Origin of the sequence: Oceanicola sp. S124, assembly GCF_000220565.1 — a bacterium.
Taxonomy (GTDB): domain Bacteria; phylum Pseudomonadota; class Alphaproteobacteria; order Rhodobacterales; family Rhodobacteraceae; genus Pseudooceanicola.
Genome location: NZ_AFPM01000320.1, coordinates 1 through 17,945, shown reverse-complemented (window position 1 = coordinate 17,945; position 17,945 = coordinate 1). Strand labels below are relative to the sequence as shown.

At 66.6% G+C, this 17,945-nt stretch carries 18 protein-coding genes, 1 tRNA gene and 1 pseudogene; 11 read left to right on the top strand and 9 right to left on the bottom strand.

What is annotated here, in order from left to right:
* Nucleotides 1–54 precede the first annotated feature (54 nt).
* A complete protein-coding gene (locus OS124_RS0121830; RefSeq protein ID WP_010142140.1) occupies nucleotides 55–546 on the top strand; it encodes a flavodoxin-like protein in 492 nt (163 codons plus the stop codon).
* On the opposite strand, the gene OS124_RS0121825 is transcribed toward OS124_RS0121830, so the two are convergent.
* Nucleotides 543–1,973, bottom strand: coding sequence for a Glu/Leu/Phe/Val family dehydrogenase (locus OS124_RS0121825; RefSeq protein ID WP_010142139.1), 1,431 nt, complete (start codon nucleotides 1,971–1,973; stop codon nucleotides 543–545). The two genes, OS124_RS0121830 and OS124_RS0121825, sit on opposite strands and share 4 nt — an antisense overlap.
* A gap of 349 nt (nucleotides 1,974–2,322) precedes the next feature.
* Between OS124_RS0121825 and OS124_RS0121820 the strand changes: the two genes are divergently transcribed.
* Genes OS124_RS0121820 through OS124_RS0121810 form a run of 3 tightly spaced genes read left to right on the top strand, consistent with a single transcriptional unit; the run spans nucleotide 2,323 to nucleotide 4,819 of the window.
* Nucleotides 2,323–3,738: a TadE/TadG family type IV pilus assembly protein gene (locus OS124_RS0121820; protein WP_168161503.1), complete on the top strand. Its 1,416-nt coding sequence runs from the start codon at nucleotides 2,323–2,325 to the stop codon at nucleotides 3,736–3,738.
* Nucleotides 3,738–4,268: a TadE/TadG family type IV pilus assembly protein gene (locus OS124_RS0121815; RefSeq protein ID WP_138919615.1), complete on the top strand. Its 531-nt coding sequence runs from the start codon at nucleotides 3,738–3,740 to the stop codon at nucleotides 4,266–4,268. Before OS124_RS0121820 ends, OS124_RS0121815 begins: the two co-directional genes overlap by 1 nt.
* The gene (locus OS124_RS0121810) at nucleotides 4,265–4,819 is read left to right on the top strand and encodes a TadE/TadG family type IV pilus assembly protein (RefSeq protein WP_010142136.1); all 555 of its coding nucleotides are present in this window, start codon (nucleotides 4,265–4,267) and stop codon (nucleotides 4,817–4,819) included. Before OS124_RS0121815 ends, OS124_RS0121810 begins: the two co-directional genes overlap by 4 nt.
* On the opposite strand, the gene OS124_RS0121805 is transcribed toward OS124_RS0121810, so the two are convergent.
* A complete protein-coding gene (locus OS124_RS0121805) occupies nucleotides 4,816–5,313 on the bottom strand; it encodes a hypothetical protein (protein ID WP_010142135.1) in 498 nt (165 codons plus the stop codon). The two genes, OS124_RS0121810 and OS124_RS0121805, sit on opposite strands and share 4 nt — an antisense overlap.
* A gap of 126 nt (nucleotides 5,314–5,439) precedes the next feature.
* Entirely contained in the window at nucleotides 5,440–6,048 is a 609-nt protein-coding gene (locus OS124_RS0121800; protein ID WP_029375649.1) for a TetR/AcrR family transcriptional regulator, read from the bottom strand.
* 90 nt (nucleotides 6,049–6,138) lie between these two features.
* Between OS124_RS0121800 and OS124_RS0121795 the strand changes: the two genes are divergently transcribed.
* The 4 genes from OS124_RS0121795 (at nucleotide 6,139) to OS124_RS0121780 (ending at nucleotide 9,816) form a co-directional block, all read left to right on the top strand.
* Nucleotides 6,139–6,402 carry a hypothetical protein gene (locus OS124_RS0121795; protein ID WP_010142132.1) on the top strand — a complete coding sequence of 88 codons (264 nt, stop codon included), beginning with the start codon at nucleotides 6,139–6,141 and terminating at the stop codon, nucleotides 6,400–6,402.
* A 101-nt stretch (nucleotides 6,403–6,503) separates the two neighbouring features.
* A complete protein-coding gene (locus OS124_RS0121790; protein ID WP_010142131.1) occupies nucleotides 6,504–7,820 on the top strand; it encodes a homoserine dehydrogenase in 1,317 nt (438 codons plus the stop codon).
* A gap of 49 nt (nucleotides 7,821–7,869) precedes the next feature.
* Nucleotides 7,870–9,615: a single-stranded-DNA-specific exonuclease RecJ gene (gene recJ / locus OS124_RS0121785; protein ID WP_010142130.1), complete on the top strand. Its 1,746-nt coding sequence runs from the start codon at nucleotides 7,870–7,872 to the stop codon at nucleotides 9,613–9,615.
* Nucleotides 9,616–9,741: 126 nt separating this feature from the next.
* Nucleotides 9,742–9,816 (top strand) — tRNA-Glu (locus OS124_RS0121780).
* 135 nt (nucleotides 9,817–9,951) lie between these two features.
* On the opposite strand, the gene OS124_RS0121775 is transcribed toward OS124_RS0121780, so the two are convergent.
* A complete protein-coding gene (locus OS124_RS0121775; RefSeq protein WP_010142129.1) occupies nucleotides 9,952–11,097 on the bottom strand; it encodes a mandelate racemase family protein in 1,146 nt (381 codons plus the stop codon).
* Nucleotides 11,098–11,355: 258 nt separating this feature from the next.
* Here OS124_RS0121775 and OS124_RS0121770 point away from each other — a divergent pair, with 258 nt between their 5' ends.
* From OS124_RS0121770 to kduD, 3 genes are all read left to right on the top strand, one after another.
* Nucleotides 11,356–12,054 (top strand): FadR/GntR family transcriptional regulator, encoded by a 699-nt coding sequence (locus tag OS124_RS0121770; protein ID WP_237708154.1) that lies wholly within the window; start codon nucleotides 11,356–11,358, stop codon nucleotides 12,052–12,054.
* Between the two features lie 93 nt (nucleotides 12,055–12,147).
* Nucleotides 12,148–12,972, top strand: coding sequence for a 5-dehydro-4-deoxy-D-glucuronate isomerase (gene kduI / locus OS124_RS0121765; RefSeq protein ID WP_010142127.1), 825 nt, complete (start codon nucleotides 12,148–12,150; stop codon nucleotides 12,970–12,972).
* A complete protein-coding gene (gene kduD, locus OS124_RS0121760) occupies nucleotides 12,969–13,697 on the top strand; it encodes a 2-dehydro-3-deoxy-D-gluconate 5-dehydrogenase KduD (RefSeq protein WP_010142126.1) in 729 nt (242 codons plus the stop codon). The genes kduI and kduD overlap by 4 nt, the downstream gene beginning before the upstream one ends.
* A gap of 160 nt (nucleotides 13,698–13,857) precedes the next feature.
* On the opposite strand, the gene OS124_RS0121755 is transcribed toward kduD, so the two are convergent.
* From OS124_RS0121755 to OS124_RS0121735, 5 genes and pseudogenes are all read right to left on the bottom strand, one after another.
* Nucleotides 13,858–14,757, bottom strand: a complete 900-nt coding sequence (locus OS124_RS0121755; protein WP_010142124.1) for a PfkB family carbohydrate kinase — start codon at nucleotides 14,755–14,757, stop codon at nucleotides 13,858–13,860.
* Nucleotides 14,757–15,611: an amidohydrolase family protein gene (locus tag OS124_RS0121750; RefSeq protein ID WP_010142123.1), complete on the bottom strand. Its 855-nt coding sequence runs from the start codon at nucleotides 15,609–15,611 to the stop codon at nucleotides 14,757–14,759. The genes OS124_RS0121755 and OS124_RS0121750 overlap by 1 nt, the downstream gene beginning before the upstream one ends.
* A 3-nt stretch (nucleotides 15,612–15,614) precedes the next feature.
* Nucleotides 15,615–16,748: a mandelate racemase/muconate lactonizing enzyme family protein gene (locus OS124_RS0121745; RefSeq protein ID WP_010142122.1), complete on the bottom strand. Its 1,134-nt coding sequence runs from the start codon at nucleotides 16,746–16,748 to the stop codon at nucleotides 15,615–15,617.
* Between the two features lie 8 nt (nucleotides 16,749–16,756).
* Nucleotides 16,757–17,659 (bottom strand): 5-dehydro-4-deoxyglucarate dehydratase, encoded by a 903-nt coding sequence (gene kdgD, locus OS124_RS0121740; RefSeq protein ID WP_010142121.1) that lies wholly within the window; start codon nucleotides 17,657–17,659, stop codon nucleotides 16,757–16,759.
* Nucleotides 17,660–17,729: 70 nt separating this feature from the next.
* Nucleotides 17,730–17,945 (bottom strand): annotated as a pseudogene (locus OS124_RS0121735) (aldehyde dehydrogenase (NADP(+))); the annotation flags it as partial.

Here is a 17,945-nt window from a genome sequence, read left to right as displayed (position 1 = left end):
ACAGCGGCCCAGCCCGAGGGGCACGGGGGCCGCGGACATGACGGGGGACTTTGCATGACGTGCCGCATCCTGCTCCATTCGATACGGGGCCGCACCCACAAGGTCGGTGAGGAACTGGCCTGGGAACTGGGCGCGCAGTTGCACGAGATCGACGCCGAGAACACTGACCAGACGATCTTCGGCCGGCTGCGCTCGGGCTTCTCGGCGCTGGTGGCGCGGGGGATCTCCATCGCGGTGCCGGATCAGCCCTGGGACCGCAGCGACCTGCTCATTCTCGGCGCGCCGGTCTGGAACGGCAAGGCCGCGCGCCCGATGCGTCAATGGCTGGAAGGGCGCCCCGCCCTGCCGGCGCGGGTCGCCTTCCTACTGATCTCGGACGAGACCGACTATCCCGCCGAAGCGGTCGAGGACCTGTCCAGCCTGACCGGCCGCAAGCCGGTCGCCGTGCTGCATGTCAGCGATACCGACTTCAGCGGCGGCACCTGGAAGGGACGGCTGGAGCATTTCCTCGACCAATGCGTCGTGCGCTATCGCAACTCGGCCTAGAGCCCCTTGGCACGATAGCTGGCCGCGACCCGCTCGATGGCGACAAGGAAACCCGCCATCCGCAGGTCCTCGACATCGCCGCGACCGTGCCAGAGATCACGCATCGACTGGAAGGCCGTGCGCATGGTGTCGTCCAGTCCCGAGCGCACCAGTTCCAGCTCGCCCGCGCCGCGCAGGTATTTCTCCTTGAAGCCGGGGGACAGCTGCCAGCCCACGCCGCTGTCGGCCGAAAGGCGTTCCAGCTCGTCCACCAGCAGCTGGTGGCGCGCCTCTTCCTGGCGCCGCTGCATCCGGCCAAAGCGGATATGGCTGAGGTTCTTCACCCATTCGAAGTAGGAGACCGTCACGCCGCCGGCATTGGCGTAGAGATCGGGAATGATCACCGTACCCTTCTTGCGCAGCACCTCATCGGCGCCGAAGGTGATCGGGCCGTTGGCCGCCTCGATGATCAGCGGCGCCTTGATCCGCTCGGCATTTGAAAGGTTGATCACCCCCTCGAGGGCCGCCGGGATCAGGATGTCGCAGTCCTCTTCCAGCAGCGAGGCGCCGTCTTCGACGTAAGAGGCATCGGGATAGCCCGCGACACCGCCATGGCTGGCGATCCAGTCATGCACCGCGTGGACGTTGATGCCGGCCTCGCTGAACAGCGCACCGTCGCGCTCGATCACGGCGATGATCTTCGCGCCGTCCTCTTCCTGCAGGAACTGCGCGGCGTGATAGCCCACGTTGCCCAACCCCTGCACGATCACCCGCTTGCCGTCGAGAGAGCCCGCAAGCCCTGCCGCCGCCACATCCGCCGGCTCGCGGAAGAACTCGCGCAGGGCATATTGCACGCCCCGGCCCGTCGCCTCGACCCGACCGGCAATGCCGCCGGCGTTCAGCGGCTTGCCGGTGACGCAGGCGCGGGCGTTGATGTCGGTGGTGTTCATACGTGCATATTGATCGGCCATCCAGGCCATCTCGCGCTCGCCGGTGCCCATGTCGGGGGCGGGCACGTTCTGCGACGGGTTGATCAGGTCGCGCTTGATCAGCTCGTAGGCGAAACGACGGGTGATCAGCTCGAGCTCCTGGTCGTTGTACTCGCGCGGGTCGATGCAGAGCCCGCCCTTCGAGCCGCCGAAGGGGGCCTCGACCAGGGCGCACTTGTAGGTCATCAGCGCCGCCAGGGCCTCGACCTCGTCCTGGTCCACGTTGGGGGCGTAGCGAATCCCCCCCTTCACGGGCTCCATGTGTTCCGAGTGGACCGAGCGGTAGCCGGTAAAGGTCTGGATCTGGCCCCGCAGACGCACGCCGAACCGGACCGTATAGGTCGAATTGCAGACACGTATCTTTTCCTCGAGCCCCGGCGGCAGGTCCATCAGCGCCACGGCGCGGTTGAACATCAGGTCCACGGAGCGGCGGAAGCCGGGTTCCTTGATCGGTTGCATAGCGGTCCTCCCGGGTGATGGCTGCGGGCCATGCGGGCCCGTCAGCCCCTTCGAACATGGCGCAGATTCTTAAACTGTCCATGAACTCCCCCAATGCTTAACCCTCCCCGCCGCAGGGCGAAACCCCGCGTTCCGACCCGGCCCGCCTCACCCGTCGCAACCCCGCGGCGGTCCCCCCGGCGCCACGCTGCCCCTGGGTCACGCAAGATCCGGGCATCCCATGACGAATCTGGACAGGCTCTCCCTGATCACGCCCAATTTCCGCCGCTTTCCCCGCCTAGGGATTTACGCGACCAGAAGCGCCAGCCAAGGGCCGCGAGAGCCGGCGGCGCGGGTAGGGAAAGCGATGATGAGTACGCATGGAACAGACCGCAGCCCCCGTCCGTTGACGGACCGCCTGCGCCGCAGCCTGGAGGGCTTCGCGCGCTCCGAGTCGGGTGCGATGCTGCCGCTGATCGTCTTCTTCCTGCTGATCACCCTGATTCTCGGCGGCATGGGCGTCGACTTCATGCGCCATGAGATGGAGCGCGCGAAGCTTCAGACCGTGCTGGACCGCGCGGTGCTGGCCGCCGCCAACACCCGCAACGACCTGGACCCGGAAGCGGTCGTGCGCGACTATTTCGCCAAGGCCGAGATGACCGACTACCTCAAGTCGATCTCGGTCGACGCGGGCTCGGGCTACCGAACCGTCTCGGCCTCGGCCAAGAACCCGATGAAGACCCAGTTCCTCGGCACGCTCGGCGTCCCGACGCTGGACGTCAACGTCTCGGGCACCGCCGAGGAAAGCATCGGCGACGCCGAGGTCTCGCTGGTGCTCGACATCTCGGGCTCGATGGGCAGCAACAGCCGGATCTCGAACATGCGCACCGCGGCGCAGGATTTCATCGACACGGTGATCACCGAGGACCAGACCGGCACCGTCTCGGTCTCGGTCGTGCCCTACACCAGCCAGGTCAACGCCGGCCCCGAGATCATGAGCCGCCTCAACGTGCTGACCCTGCATGGCTATGCCAACTGCATCGAGTTCGACCCGGCCGATTTCGCCACCACCGAGATCACCACCACCAAGTCCTATCAGCAGTTCGCCTATTTCTCGTCCGGTTCGGGCAATACCAGCAACCGGATCAACGATCCCGGCTGCCCCGACAAGAGCTACGAGCGGATCACGCCCTTCAGCCAGGATGCCGCGGCGCTGAAGACCCAGATCGGCAACATGCAGGCGCGTCAGAACACCTCGATCCACCTCGGCATGAAGTGGGCGGCGGGGCTTCTCGACCCCGCCTTCCAGCCGGTCATCGCCGACATGGTCGACGACGGTCTAATCGACGCCGCCTTCGACGGCCGGCCGCAGAACTGGGGCGCCGGCGCCCTGAAGGCCATCGTGCTGATGACCGATGGCGTGAACGTGCAGACCACCCGTCTGAAGAACCAGGTCTATGAAACCCCGGACATGCGCTACTTCTGGAGCCGCAACCGCCTCGGCTGGTTCGAAGGCTACATGAGCTCGAGCCTCGACAGCCAGTTCTCGGAGACCGCCTATACGGCCAGCGCCGGGGACTACTACCTTCAGCAGGTCTGCTCGGCCGCCAAGGCCAAGGGCATCATCGTCTATACCATCGGCTTCGAAGTCAGCAATCACGGCGCCGACGAGATGGAGGAATGCGCGTCCTCCCCCGCACATTTCTATCGCGTCGAGGGGATCGAGATCTCGGAGGCCTTCGACTCCATCGCCCGCCAGCTCAACGCCCTGCACCTGACCAACTGATGAGAAAGCTGCGTCATATGCTGCGACGCTTCGGCGCGGATGAGGCGGGCAACGTCACGGTGGAATTCGTGATCCTCTTCCCGATCATCATCACCATGTTCTTCTCGACCGTCGAACTGGGGATGCTGACCGTGCGCCAGACCATGCTGGAACGCGGCCTGAACCTGGCCGTGCGCGACCTGCAGATCGGGCTGACCGCGAATGTCGACCACGACACCATCAAGGAGCTGATCTGCGACAACGCCGGTCTGCTGCCCGACTGCGACAATGCACTGAAGCTCGAGATGATGCCGATCGACCTGCGCAATTACACCAGCATGTCCGACGACGTCGACTGCGTCGACCGCGCCGAAGAGGTGAACCCCGTGCGCAGCTTCACCAACGGACAGGCAAACGAGCTGATGTTGCTGCGCGCCTGCCTGAAGTTCGAACCGATCTTCCCGAACGCGGGTCTGGGGCGCAACTTCGGCAAGGACGCCAACGGCGATGCGATCATGTTCGCCGTCTCTGCCTTCGTGAACGAACCATGAGCTGGCTGAGGCGTCATATCCGCCGCTTCGCGGGCGATGAATCCGGCGTGATCACGGTCGAATTCCTGATCCTCTTCCCGCTGCTGGTCTGGGCCTACATGGCCTCTTTCGTCTTCTTCGACATGCTGCGCGCCACATCCCAGCACCAGAAGGCGTCCTTCGTCATCTCGGACATGCTCTCGCGCGAGACCGAGTACATCACGCCGACCTATATCGACAATTCGATGAAGCTCTTCGACTTCCTGATGCGGGTCGACCGGAACAATGCGCTGCGGATAAGCTCGATCGGCTACGACGAAGAGAACGAGACCTACGACGTGGTCTGGTCACAGGCGCGTGGCGGCAAGCAGGCCCTGGTCGACAGCGACATCGAGAACTGGGACGATCGGCTGCCGCTTCTGGCCGCCGGGGACGAGCTGATCCTGGTGGAAACCTGGTACGACTACAAGATCGCCTGGGGGCAGTTCGACATGAGCGACCTGAACCTGCACAGCTTCGTCTACACCCGGCCCCGCTTCGCCGCGGTCCTCAAATACAACGCGAACGGTTAATCCGCGCGTCCCTGCCGGGCGAGGTGAAGCGCCAGCGCATCCGCCATCTGCTTGGCCTCGGCCCCGCGCACCAGCCCGCCAACCCCCAGTCGCCGCCCGAACTGCCAGTAGAGGCCCGGACGGAACCGCCGGGGTCCGCGGCTTGTCAGCTTCAGCAGGAAGCCGTTCGAGGGCTTGAAGGCGAACAGGCCGCGGTCCACTCCCTCGATCTGCGCCATCTCGGCCAGCATGACGCCGTCCTCTTCGAAGAGCCCCTCGGTGGTCAGCACCAGCACCTGCTGGCTGGCCTGCAGAAGCCGCCAGCTGACAAGTGCGGCCAGCCCGGCGAGCACCAGCAGCAGAAGCCGCAGGACGAGGGGCGCGCTTTCGGGCTCGGGCGCCGGGCCAAGCGCCAGCCAGGCCAGCGACAGGGCCAGCCCGCCGGTCACCACAAGCCCCACGACGCGCCGGACGCTGCCGATGCCAAGTCTTGCCAGTTCCGTGCTCTGGGTCATTGCCCGCCCTCCCTCTGCCTTGCCTGACCGCTTCTAAGCGGCAAAGACGCGGAAGGCGAGGCCCGTCGCCATGCGCCGCCCCTTCCCTGCCCTTCGCCCGGCCACCGGCCAGCACGCGGCGGATCATCAGCCGGTCACCAGGCCGTCCTGGGCCGCCACCAGCCGACGCACCATTTCCCAGTAGATCGCCTCGATCTCGGCCAGGCTCTGGTCGCCGCTGTCGCGAAACCAGGTGGTAATCCCGGTCAGCATGGCGATGATCGCCCGCGTCGCGATGCGCGCATCCGCCATCCGCATCGCGCCATCCGCCTGCCCCGCTTCGAGGATCAGCCGCAGACGCGCCTCGTAGGCCTTCCGCTGCTCGTCCAGCAGGGCGAAGTTCGCCTCGGTCAGGTTGCGCAGTTCCATGTACGAGATGAAGACGGCCTCGGGCCGCGCCGCATGGTGACGGATGTGAAAGCGGGTGAAGCCCTCGAGCGCCGCCATCGGCTCCGCCGGCAGATCCTCGGCCGCCACCGCCTGCAGCAGCTCTGTCATATGCTCCGAGAGCAGGCTGAACAGCAGCGCCTGCTTGTCGGCAATGTGGTTGTAGAGCCCGCCGACGTGAACGCCCACCTCGGCCGCGATCTGCCGCATCGAGACGGCGGCATAGCCGTGGCGGGCGAAGAGATGCAGCGCGGCGTGGCGCATTCTCTGGGCCGTGTCGGCGGTCTGCATCGGGTCAATCACGCTCATCCTACCGTTCTAGCCTGCCCCGCCGCGCCGGCAAAGGGGGCAGTCACGGCGGGGCTTGCCAAGCCCTTCGCCCTGGGGCACTTCTGGGCCATGACCGCCCGCGCGCCCCACTTGCCGACTGCCGCAGCGCTGCTGCTGATCGCCCTGGCGGGCTGTGGCCGGCCGCCCCTGCCCGAAAGCGCCACGGCCGCCGCCGAAGGCCCCTACCCAGAGCTTGTTCCGGCCTACCGGATCCTCGCCGGCACAGCCGCAGAGCCACGCATCGGCGAGACCACCGAGGCAGATCTGGCCGCCCGTGCCGCCCTTCTGCGCCGTCGCGCCGAGGCCCTGCGCGCCCGGGAATTCGACACCTGACATCCAATCCGCCGCAGGCGCGCAGAGTCGCGTTGCATGGGGCTTCCGAAGGCGGTAGGCCCATGCAACGGAAATCCCGCGACGAAATTCGGAGTCATCCCATGAGCCTGTCCAAGCGCCCCGACCCCCAAAAAGCAGGCCCCCTGCGACTGGGGATTGCCGGCCTCGGCACCGTCGGCATCGGCGTGCTGAAGATCCTGCGCAAGGAGGCCGCGATGCTGACCGCCCGCACCGGGCGCGAGATCACCGTCACCGCCGTCTCGGCGCGCAATCGCAGCAAGGATCGCGGCGTGCCCCTGGACAGCTACGCCTGGGAAGACGACCCCGTGGTCCTGGCCGTGCGCGATGACGTGGACATCTTCGTGGAACTGATGGGCGGCTCGGACGGCCCGGCCAAGGCCGCGACCGAAGCAGCGCTGAACGCCGGCAAGGACGTGGTCACCGCCAACAAGGCGATGCTGGCGATCCACGGCCAGGAGCTGGCCGAGCTGGCCGAGGCCAAGGGCCGCGTGATCCGCTTCGAGGCCGCCGTGGCCGGGGGCATCCCCGTCGTGAAGGCCCTGACCGAGGGCCTGGCAGGCAACAACATCACCCGCGTCATGGGCGTGATGAACGGCACCTGCAACTACATCCTCACCCGGATGGAAGCCACCGGCAGCAGCTACGAGACGCTCTTCGACGAGGCCGGCAAGCTGGGCTACCTCGAGGCCGACCCGACCCTGGACGTCGGCGGCATCGACGCTGGTCACAAGCTGTCGCTGCTGGCCTCGGTGGCCTTCGGCACCCGCGTCGCCTTCGGCAAGATGGAGCTGGAGGGCATCCAGCGCATCACCCTGGAAGACATCCGCGCCGCCGCCGACATGGGCTTCAAGATCAAGCTTCTGGGCGTCAGCCAGATGACCGGCCGCGGGCTGGAACAGCGCATGGCGCCCTGCCTGGTGCCCGCGACCTCTCCGCTGGGCCAGCTTGAGGGGGGCACCAACATGGTGGTGCTGGAAGGCGATGCCGTGGGTCAAATCGTGCTGCGTGGCGCCGGTGCGGGCGAAGGCCCGACGGCCTCGGCCGTGCTGTCGGACATCTGCGACGTGGCACGCGGCTTCCGCCTGCCGGTCTTCGGCCAGCCCGCCGCGACCCTGCGCGAGACCAATGGCGCCGTTTCCAACACCCCGGCCCCCTACTACCTGCGCCTGACGCTGCAGGACAAGCCGGGCGCGCTGGCCAAGGTGGCCTCGGTGCTGGGCGAGGCCGGGGTCTCGATTCACCGGATGCGCCAGTACGACCACGAGGGCGCCGGCGCGCCGGTGCTGATCGTCACCCACAAGACCGCCCGCGCGGCGCTGGACATCGCCATCGCCGGCATGGCCGGCACCGGCGTGGTCGAGGGCCAACCGGTGGCCCTGCGCATCGAGACCGTCTGAACCTGAGGGGGCCGCGGGCCCCCTCCATTCGTGAGGCAGAGGCAAGGCCATGGATTTCCTCGACGTTTCCGCTTCCCTGACAGGCCGACGCTGGATCGGTCCGGGGGCCGAGGTCGAGCGCCAGGCCGAAGCCATCGTGCAGGAAGACCACCTGCCCGACGCCCTTGCCCGCATCCTCGCCCGCCGCGGCGTGGCCCCGGGCGAAACCGCCGCCTTCCTCGATCCCAAGCTCGGCAGCCTGCTGCCCGATCCGCGCTCGCTGCTGGACATGGAAGCCGCCGCCGCGCGCTTCCTTCTGGCCGTGAAGCAGCGCCAGCGGATCGCCATCTTCGCTGATTACGACGTCGACGGCGGCAGCTCTGCCGCACTGCTGATCGACTGGCTTCGCCGCATGGGACGCGAGGCGACGCTCTATATCCCCGACCGCATCGACGAGGGCTACGGCCCGAACGTCCCCGCCATGCAAGAGCTTGGCCGGGCCCACGACCTGATCCTCTGCGTCGACTGCGGCACCCTCAGCCACGAGCCGGTGGCGGCGGCGGGCTGCGACGTGGTGATCCTGGATCACCACCTGGGCGCAGAGACCCTGCCCGACTGCGTGGCCGTGGTGAACCCCAACCGGCAGGACGAGGACGGCGCATTGGCCCATCTCTGCGCCGCGGCCGTGGTCTTCCTGATGCTGGTCGAGGCCAACCGCCAGCTGCGCGAGGAAAAGGTGCAGGGCCCCGACCTGATGAGCCTTCTCGACCTCGTGGCCCTGGCCACCGTGGCCGATGTGGCGCCGCTGATCGGGGTCAACCGGGCGCTGGTGCGGCAGGGGCTGAAGGTGATGGCCCGGCGCGAACGCCCCGGCCTTTCGGCGCTGTCGGACGTGGCGCGGCTGACCACCGCCCCCGCCGCCTATCACCTCGGCTTCCTGCTGGGGCCGCGCGTCAACGCAGGCGGGCGGATCGGCGCCGCCGACCTTGGCGCGCAACTACTGGCAACCGACAACCCGACGGAGGCCAGGCGCCTGGCCGAGCGGCTGGACCAGCTCAACACCGAGCGCCGCGAGATCGAGGCCGAGGTCCGCGCCCATGCCATGGCGCAGGCCGAGGCCCGGGGCCTCGAGGCGCCGCTGGTCTGGGCCGCCGGCGAGGGCTGGCACCCCGGCGTCGTCGGCATTGTCGCCTCGCGCCTGAAAGAGGCCACCAACCGTCCGGCCGTGGTGATCGGCTTCGACGGCGACGAGGGCAAGGGCTCGGGTCGCTCCGTCGCGGGGGTGGACCTTGGTGCCTCGATACAGAAGCTGGCCGCCGAGGGGCTGCTTGTGAAAGGCGGCGGACACAAGATGGCGGCGGGGCTGACCGTGGCCCGGGACAAGCTGGAACCGGCCATGGCGCGGCTGGCCGAACTGCTGGACAAGCAGGGCGCGGGCGCAGCCGGTCCGGCGGACCTGCGCATCGACGCCATGCTGATGCCCGGCGCGGCCACCCCCGAGCTGGTCGAGATGCTGGAGCAGGCCGGCCCCTACGGCGCCTCGGCCCCTGCCCCACGCTTCGCCTTCCCGGCGCAGCGGATTTCCTTCGCCAAGCGGGTTGGCGAAACCCACCTGAAGATCGCCTTTTCGGACGGCATGGGCGGGCGGATCGAGGCAATCTGCTTCGGCGCTTTCGACGGCGACCTCGGCCCCGCGCTGGAAGGCCACGGCGGACGTCCCTTCCACCTGGCGGGCAAGCTCGAGATCAACGACTGGGGCGGCCGCCGCAAGGTGCAGCTGCGCCTGGAAGATGCCGCGCCCGCCTCTGAAAGCTGAGGCAATTCAGCGGGTTACGGCTCCCCTGGCAGCCTCGCAGCCCGGCCGTAAAAAAACTGCCACAAAGGCAAAGAAAACCCTTGCGGAGGATGCCCGGTTTTCATAGAAACCGCCTCACGCCAGCGTGGCCCGTTCGTCTATCGGTTAGGACGCCAGGTTTTCAACCTGGAAAGAGGGGTTCGATTCCCCTACGGGCTGCCACTTTTCCCAGATATTTGCTTGCCAGAACCCGCCCTGCAGCGGCGCTTTTGCATGTCCGGCCCCTGCACCCGGGTCCATGCAAACGGCCCGAGACAGCGCTGTCACGGGCCGTGGATGGGCTTGCGCGGGACGCCGTCAGACGCGGCGGGACTCGATGAAGGCAAAGTCGATGTCCTCGCCCAGTCCGGGACGATCCGGGACATGGACGAAGCCCTCGGCGTCCATCGGGTCGGACAGGGACTTCAGGTAATCATAGCCATCATCGTATTCGAGGAAGGGATGCAGCAGCCCCCTTTCGTACCAGCGGCAATTCTTGGTGGCAGCGACAAGCTGCAGGTTCATTGCGGTATTGCCATGCACCTCGCAGTCCATGCCGAAGGCCTCTGCCATATGCATGGTCTTCAGCGCCGGGGTGATACCCCCGACATCATTGACCCCGGTCCGCAGGATGTCGCAGGCCCCCGATTTGATCCACTCGGCGCGGTGCCAGTGCTTGCCATGGGCGGATTCGGGACCGATCACCGGGATATCCAGCTGATCGGCCAGCCAGGCGTAGGAAGACATGGACTGTTCGTCCATCGGCTCTTCGATCCAGTCGAAGCCCAGCTTCTCGAGGCCACGCCCAAGCGCCAGGGCATCGGTGCGGCTGTACCAGTGGAAGGCGTCGATCATCAGCCGGATATCGGGACCGACCGCCTCGCGCACGGCGGCACAGGCGCGCAGGTCGGCCTTCACGTCGGGGGCCCAGCTGACCGGAGGCATCCAGGTGTGCAGCTTGATGCCCTTGTAGCCGCGCGCCACCAGGGTCTCGGCGAAGCGGCCGTAGTCTTCGGGGGTGGCGAGGCCGCCGGGGATCTCGTCTCCGCACATGATGCTGCCATAGGCCAGGACCTTGTCGCGATAGCTGCCGATCAGCTTGTGGACGGGCTGGTCCAGCGACCTCCCCGCCAGGTCCCAGAGCGCGCAGTCCACCACCGCCAGCGTGCGGTCAGTCAACTGCGCCGCCGAGCCGCGCTGCCAATGCGCCAGCTCCTGCCAGAGCCTTTCGCGGTCGCGGTGATCCTGCCCGATCAGCACCTTGCGGACGAACTTGTCCAGCACATGCGGCCGCACCACTTCGGGCGGGCAGAAGGAATAGCCGGCATGGCCATCCTCGGTCCGAATGACCAGCATCGCCTGCAACACGTCATGTGGATCGCCCGGATGGGCATGGCCTGCGCTGTCGGAATGGCGGCGGGTGGTGTGGCGGAACGTGATCGCCTCGATCTCGCGGATCAGCATGGAGCCCTCCCCTGTCATGCGCCCTTTGGGTAGGCCCGGCACCGAGGGGTGTCAACAACTTGTATGACAATTTCTCAGGTGCGCCACAAAGTTGCCGGTTCCGCGGGATGAATACAGGTTCCTTTTTCTGATCACCCCTGCTAATTTGGCCGTCGCAAGCCAATTATCCGCCGCACCGCTGCCTCTCCGGGCCAAAGACATCATACAGGTTCGGCGCCAGCGGAAGCGATGCAGAACGGAGCCGAGCCAGAGATGCAGATGCCCCCGAAGAGGAAGACCCTTGTGGTCGAGGTGCTGGACAGCCTGCGGGCCCAGATCACCTCGGGTCAGTACAAGCCCGGCGACCGCCTGCCCAGCGAGGCCCGGCTGACCGAGGAGTACGGCGTCTCGCGCACCGTGGTCCGCGAGGCCGTCGCTGCCCTGCGCGCCGATGGCCTTGTCGATCCGCAACGTGGCGCCGGCGTGTTCGTGATCGAGCCCGCCCCGGCCGCCGTGGCCCCCTTCTCGGACGTGGATACCGACAGGCTGTCCTCGATGATCGAACTGCTGGAACTGCGTGCCGCGATCGAGGTCGAAGCCGCGGCCCTGGCGGCACAGAGGCGCTCTCCGGCACAGGAAGAGAAGATCATCGGCGCCCTGCGGGCGGTCAATGACGGCGCCGAGGACAGCGGCATCAACCACGAGGCCGACTTCAACCTGCACATGGCCATCGCCGAGGCAACCAACAACCCGCGCTTCGTCGAAGTGCTGCGGATGCTGGGCGCCCAGATGATCCCGCGGCACGGGCTGACCTCGAACGGCGGGGCGGTTTCGGCCGACTACCTTGCGCTGCTGAAGCAGGAGCACGAGCGCATCGTCAACGCCGTGCTCGACGGCGACGAGACCGCCGCCCGTGCTGCCATGCGCCAGCACCTGAAGGGCAGCCAGACCCGCTATCGGCGCCTGCTGCGCGGCTGAGCCGGGCGCGGCGTCTATCGTTTGACAGGCGGCTTACTGTATGACAACTACTCATATAAGTAAGACAACCGCCTGCCATCAAACGAGGACGCCATGCTTTCCGTCGAAACCCGCCACGCGATCCACCCCGAGCATGCCAAGGGCATGGATACAGAGGCGCTGCGCGCGCATTTCCTGACCGAGGGGATGTTCACCAGCGGCGAGATCCGCCTTGTCTACACCCACTACGATCGCTTCGTCCTGGGCGGCGCCGTGCCCGCAGGTGGCACCCTGGTGCTGGACAAGGTCGAGGAAACCAGGACCGCGACCTTCCTCGAGCGGCGCGAGATGGGCATCGTCAACATCGGCGAAACCGGCACCGTCTCGGCCGGAGGCGAAAGCTGGGAGATGGCGCGCGGCGACGTCCTCTACCTCGGGATGGGCGCCGGCGCGATCAGCTTCTCGGGCGAGGGCCGGTTCTACATCACCTCGGCCCCGGCCCATGCCACCTACCCCAACCGGCTGATCACCGTGGAAGATGCGGTCAAGGTCGAGATGGGCGCGTCCGAGACCTCGAACAAGCGGGTGATCAAGCAGTTCATCCACCCCACCGTGATGCAAAGCTGCCAACTGATCCTCGGCTACACCTCGCTGGTCGACGGCTCTGTCTGGAACACCATCCCGAGCCACATCCATGACCGCCGGATGGAGGCCTACCTCTACTGGGGCATGTCCGAAGAGGCCCGCGTGCTGCACCTGATGGGCGAACCGCAAGAGACGCGCCACCTGGTGGTGGCGGACGAACAGGCGGTGCTCTCGCCCTCCTGGTCGATCCACTCGGGCGCGGGGATCGGCGAATACACCTTCATCTGGGCCATGGCGGGCGACAACGTGGATTACACGGACATGGACTTCATCCAACCGAAGGATCTGAAATGAGCCGCTTTTCTCTGGAAGGAAAGAAGGCGCTGGTGACCGGTGCCAATACCGGGATCGGCCAGGCCATCGCCATCGCCCTGGGCGAGGCCGGCGCCCATGTGGTCTGCGCCGGACGTCGCAGTTGTGCCGAGACGGTAGCGCAGATCGCCTCGGCAGAAGAGATCCTACTGGACTTCGCCGACCCCATGGCGGCAACGGGCGTCTTCGCCGGCGCGGGCTACGACATCCTGGTCAACAACGCCGGCATCATCCGCCGCGCGGATTCGGTCGATTTCACGGAAGAGGACTGGGACGCGGTGATGGACGTCAACGCCAAGGCGCTGTTCTTCACCTGCCAGGCCTTCGCCCGCGCCGCCCTGTCCGATGGGCGCCCGGCGAAGATCGTCAACATCGCTTCTCTGCTGTCCTACCAGGGCGGCATCCGGGTGCCTTCCTATACGGCCTCCAAGCATGCCGTGCAGGGGATCACCAGGATCCTGGCCAACGAATGGGCGGCGAAGGGCATCAACGTCAACGCCATCGCTCCGGGCTATATCGAGACCAACAACACCGAGGCCCTGCGCAACGACCCTGACCGCTCGAAGGCGATCCTCGACCGCATCCCCGCCGGTCGCTGGGGCGCGCCGCAGGACATCGCCGATACGGCGGTCTTCCTGGCCGCGCCCGCATCCAACTACGTGCATGGCGAGACAATCGCCGTGGATGGCGGCTGGCTGGCGCGATAAGGATATCGGCCTCACGGCCGATTGCCTCCGGCGGCAGTATTTATGGCCGTCGGATAGATACATGCGGGAGCCCTCAAGCACCCAATTGCCTCTATCAGACGGCTGAAAATACTGCGGGGGGATCTCCGCAGGAGATGGGGGCAGAGCCCCCTGCCCCCTCTCAAGCTTTCAGCAGATCCATCGGCATCAGTGCCCCCGGGTGCCGCACCACCTGAGCCGCAACGGCATGGCCCTTCCGCGCGGCTTCCTCCAGCGAAGCCCCCGCAAGACGGGCCGAGAGATAACCACCGTTGAAGCTGTCGCCCGCCCCCGTGGTATCGACCGGCGTCACCGGTGCGCCGGGGGTCACCGGGGCCATGGCGCCGCGATACCAGGTCAGCATGGCGCCGCCGCCATTCTTCACCATCACTTCCGAGGCTCCGGCCTTTGCATAGCGCTCCGCCGTCGCCTGCAGGGAGATATCACCGAAATGCCCTGCCTCGTCGTCGAAGCTGGGCAGGGCGATGTCGCAGCAACCCGCAGCCTCGGTCACCGCCGCGCGCATCTCACTGCTCGAGGACCAGAGACGCGGCCGCAGGTTGGGGTCGAAGGCGACGCGGGCGCCGGCCTCGCGCGCGGTTTGCAGCGCGTCCAGCAGCACGGCGCGGCGGGCGGGCTCCAGGATCGCGAATGTGATGCCTGAGACGTAGATCATCTCGACCCCCGACAGCACTTGCCCCAGCCAATCCGGATCATCCGCCAGCAGCCGCGCTGCGGACTGGCCGCGCCAGTACGTGAAGCTGCGTTCTCCGTCGGCCAGCGAGATCATGTAGAGCCCGACACTGCGGCTGTCGTCACGACGGATGCACGAGGTGTCGATGCCTGCGCCCGTGATGAAGGTCTCCATCGCGTCGGACATGGCATCGCGTCCCAGCACCGTGGCGTAGCCCACGCCCCCGCCCAGAAGCGCCTGCATGTACCAGGCCGTATTCAGCGTATCCCCGGCGAAACCGCGCCGAAAAAGCCCCCCCTCCGCCGGAGAGAGTTCCACCATGGCTTCGCCAAGGGAGAGAAATTTCATCATTTGAATCCGTAGAGTTCCACCGGGTTGTCGACCAGCGCCAGCCTACGGGCTTCATCATCCGCGCACCAGCCCAGGGCGGTGTCCAGAAGCGCGGCATCATCGGGATAATCCTCGGTCACCCGGGCCGCGTTATGCGGCCAGTTGGTGCCCCAGACGATCCGCTCGGGCGCATGGGCGCCGATCTGGCGCGCCACCATGGCGATATCGGGGAAATCCGGGCCGCCGTCGCGGCTGCTTTCGTAGCAACCGGCGAATTTGAACCAGGCGTTGCCTTTATCCAGCAGGCGTTTGATTACTTCAACATGCGCCGCCGTGGCGCCCGAGAAGATCTTGGCGTGATGGTCGATAACCCAGCGGGATCTGAGGCTTGCAAGCCGGGGCTCAAGTTCCGGCAGGTGCGATCCGTCGAACTGCACCGCCATCATCCACCCCGCCGCATGGGCCTTGGCGTCGATCGCTTCCAGAGCTTCCAGACCCACGGCACCGCCCGGCAGGTCCATGATCCGGGCACCGACGCAGCCTGCATTCGAGAGCGTCTCGATCTCTGCCTTGGTGGTCTCGGGCGTGATCACCGCGACGCCAAGGGCAGCCTCGCCCATCTCGGCCAGACAGGCCAGCAGGCAGGCGTTATCCTTCTGATGTGCGTTGCCCTGGGTGACCACCACCCGGTCGATGCCCAGCCAACCCATGGCCTGCCGGTACATGTCGGGCGTGGGGATCGGATCGGGCGGCAGGCCGGGGCCACCGGGCAGGGCCGGGAAGCCTGGCAAATACATGTGCATCTGCGTGTCGACGGCACCTTTCGGCATTGCGGTCAGGGGCTTGGCGCCCGAGAGCTTGCGGTCGATCATGCGTCAGCCTTTCGGAGCGAAACGGGTCAGCGCGTCGCGGTCGATCTCAATCCCCAGGCCCGGGCCGTCGGGGACAGTGACGAAGCCGCCCTGATGTTCCAGCGGCGTGGTGACCACGGCCTGGCGGAAGGGGTTGTGGGTGCGGTCGAACTCCAGGATCGGGGCGACCGGGGAGTTGCGCACCGGGTCAGGCACCATGGCCGACATGAACTGCAACGCCGTGGCGATCTGCACCGCCGTGCCCCAGACATGGGGCACAACGCGGATGCCGTGGACCGAGGCCAGATCTGCTACCTTCCTGGCCTCCGACAGCCCGCCCATGCCGCAGATATCGGGCTGGATGATGTCGATCACACGCTTTTGCATCGGATCGCGGTACCCCCAACGGGTGTGCCAGGTTTCTCCGGCAGCCAGCGGGATCGGCTGGCGGGATTTCACCTCGAGATAGGCGTCGAGCTGTTCCGGCACGACGGGTTCCTCGAACCAGTCGATGCCGTATTTCGCCGCCCTGTTCCCCAGTTCCACGGCCTCGTTAACCGTATAGCCATGGTTTGCGTCGATCATCAGGCGGCGATCCGGGCCGATGGCCTCGCGGACGGCGGCGATCACGCGCAGATCCTCCTCGACCCCGAAGCCGATCTTCACCTTCATGCGGCGGAACCCGGCAGCCGCATGGCCTGCCATTTCCTCGGCGTTGTCCGCCACGCGGTCCACGCCGTCCCGTTTGAAGGAGCCCGTTGCATAGGCCTCGATCTGCTCGCGCCAGCGCCCGCCGAGTAGGACGGAGACCGGCTGTTCCAGGATCTTGCCCTTGAGATCCCAGAGCGCGATATCGATGCCCGACAGCGCCGTGATGGTCAGCCCGCGCTGGCCCTGATCGCGCAGGGCGTTGTAGCAGGTGGCCCAGATCTTCTCTGTTTCCAGGGGGTTCTGGCCGATCACATGGGGCGCATAGGCGGCGACAATCGCTGCATTTGGACCGGCCGGGCCGAGGCACTCGCCCCAGCCCGTTGTGCCGTCTTCGCAGATGACCTCGACCAGCAGGTGCTGGCGACGGTCGAAGCGCATGGTGGCGCTTTCGAACGCCGTCTCAAGCCGGTGTTCCAACAGGTGGGTGCGGATCTCCGCGACCTTCATGGGGGCCCTCACGTATTGGCGGCAATGATCTTGGCGAGGGTATCTTCCTCTGCCGGGGTCAGATCGTCCAGAGGCGGACGCACCTTGCCGGCATCGAACCCGGCCAGGCGCACGCCGGCCTTGATCGCCGAGACCGCGTAGCCCTTGCGGCGCGCGCGAAGCTCCATGAAGGGGTAGAAGAAGTCGTTCAGGATCTGCTCGCAGGTGGCCCGGTCTCCGGCGCGCAGGGCGTCGTAGAACTTGTTGGCGAGAGCCGGGACAAAGTTGAACACGGCCGAGGAATAGGTCTCGTAGCCGATGCCAAGGTAGGCTTCAGCAAAGAGTTCGGCCGTGGGCATCCCGCCAAGGTACGTCAGGCGGTTGCCGATCTTGGCGGTGATCTGGCGCATGCGCCCGATATCGCCGGAGCCGTCCTTGAAGCCGACCATGTTCGGGCAGGCATCGCAGAGGCGCGCCACCGTATCGACCTCATACTGCGCATTGTCGCGGTTGTAGATCATCACGCCGATGTCCACCGCATCGCAGACTGCCTTGACGTGGGTGAAGAGGCCCTCTTGCGGCGCGTCGATCAGGTAATGCGGGATCAGCAGGATGCCGTCGGCGCCCGCCGCCTGGGCCGATTGGGCGATCTCGATGGCCAGCTCTGTACCGTAGCCGCAGCCCGAAACGATGGCCGTGTCGCCCGAGACTTCCTTGGCGGCCGCAACCACCGGGCCGATTTCCGAAGGGGTCAGCGAAAAGAACTCGCCCGTACCGCCCGCAGCAAAGAGCACCGGGGCATCGTAGCCAGCCAGCCACTCCACATGGGCCTTGTAGCTCTCCGGGGCGAAGCGGCCCTCGGCGTCGAAATGGGTGACCGGGAAGGACAGCAGGCCGGAGCCGAGGGCGGTCTTGAGGGTATCGGGGGTCATTTCGTGGACCTTTCAAAACTTATCATACAGGTTGTATGATATATTTGCGTAACCGTCAAGGAACGGCAACTCAGATAAGATCGGCGGGCAACAGCGCTTCCGGCAGGTTCTGGTAGCAGACGGGGCGCAGGAACCGGCGAATCGACAGGGTGCCGACCGAGGTCGCGCCGAAGTTGGTCGATGCCGGGTAAGGGCCGCCGTGGACCATCGCGTCGCAGACCTCGACGCCGGTCGGGAAGCCATTGGCCAGCACCCGGCCCGCCTTGCGCTCGAGGATCGGCAAAAA

Bases quoted from the DNA above. Each gene is read 5' to 3' on its own strand.
- kduI (WP_010142127.1), top strand. From the start codon at position 12,148: ATGCTTTCCGTCGAAACCCGCCACGCGATCCACCCCGAGCATGCCAAG.
- OS124_RS0121805 (WP_010142135.1), bottom strand. From the start codon at position 5,313: ATGACCCAGAGCACGGAACTGGCAAGACTTGGCATCGGCAGCGTCCGG.
- OS124_RS0121755 (WP_010142124.1), bottom strand. From the start codon at position 14,757: ATGAAATTTCTCTCCCTTGGCGAAGCCATGGTGGAACTCTCTCCGGCG.
- OS124_RS0121800 (WP_029375649.1), bottom strand. From the start codon at position 6,048: ATGAGCGTGATTGACCCGATGCAGACCGCCGACACGGCCCAGAGAATG.
- kduD (WP_010142126.1), top strand. From the start codon at position 12,969: ATGAGCCGCTTTTCTCTGGAAGGAAAGAAGGCGCTGGTGACCGGTGCC.
- OS124_RS0121770 (WP_237708154.1), top strand. From the start codon at position 11,356: ATGCCCCCGAAGAGGAAGACCCTTGTGGTCGAGGTGCTGGACAGCCTG.
- recJ (WP_010142130.1), top strand. From the start codon at position 7,870: ATGGATTTCCTCGACGTTTCCGCTTCCCTGACAGGCCGACGCTGGATC.
- OS124_RS0121815 (WP_138919615.1), top strand. From the start codon at position 3,738: ATGAGAAAGCTGCGTCATATGCTGCGACGCTTCGGCGCGGATGAGGCG.
- OS124_RS0121775 (WP_010142129.1), bottom strand. From the start codon at position 11,097: ATGCTGATCCGCGAGATCGAGGCGATCACGTTCCGCCACACCACCCGC.
- OS124_RS0121810 (WP_010142136.1), top strand. From the start codon at position 4,265: ATGAGCTGGCTGAGGCGTCATATCCGCCGCTTCGCGGGCGATGAATCC.
- OS124_RS0121820 (WP_168161503.1), top strand. From the start codon at position 2,323: ATGAGTACGCATGGAACAGACCGCAGCCCCCGTCCGTTGACGGACCGC.
- OS124_RS0121795 (WP_010142132.1), top strand. From the start codon at position 6,139: ATGACCGCCCGCGCGCCCCACTTGCCGACTGCCGCAGCGCTGCTGCTG.
- OS124_RS0121750 (WP_010142123.1), bottom strand. From the start codon at position 15,611: ATGATCGACCGCAAGCTCTCGGGCGCCAAGCCCCTGACCGCAATGCCG.
- kdgD (WP_010142121.1), bottom strand. From the start codon at position 17,659: ATGACCCCCGATACCCTCAAGACCGCCCTCGGCTCCGGCCTGCTGTCC.
- OS124_RS0121745 (WP_010142122.1), bottom strand. From the start codon at position 16,748: ATGAAGGTCGCGGAGATCCGCACCCACCTGTTGGAACACCGGCTTGAG.
- OS124_RS0121790 (WP_010142131.1), top strand. From the start codon at position 6,504: ATGAGCCTGTCCAAGCGCCCCGACCCCCAAAAAGCAGGCCCCCTGCGA.
- OS124_RS0121830 (WP_010142140.1), top strand. From the start codon at position 55: ATGACGTGCCGCATCCTGCTCCATTCGATACGGGGCCGCACCCACAAG.
- OS124_RS0121825 (WP_010142139.1), bottom strand. From the start codon at position 1,973: ATGCAACCGATCAAGGAACCCGGCTTCCGCCGCTCCGTGGACCTGATG.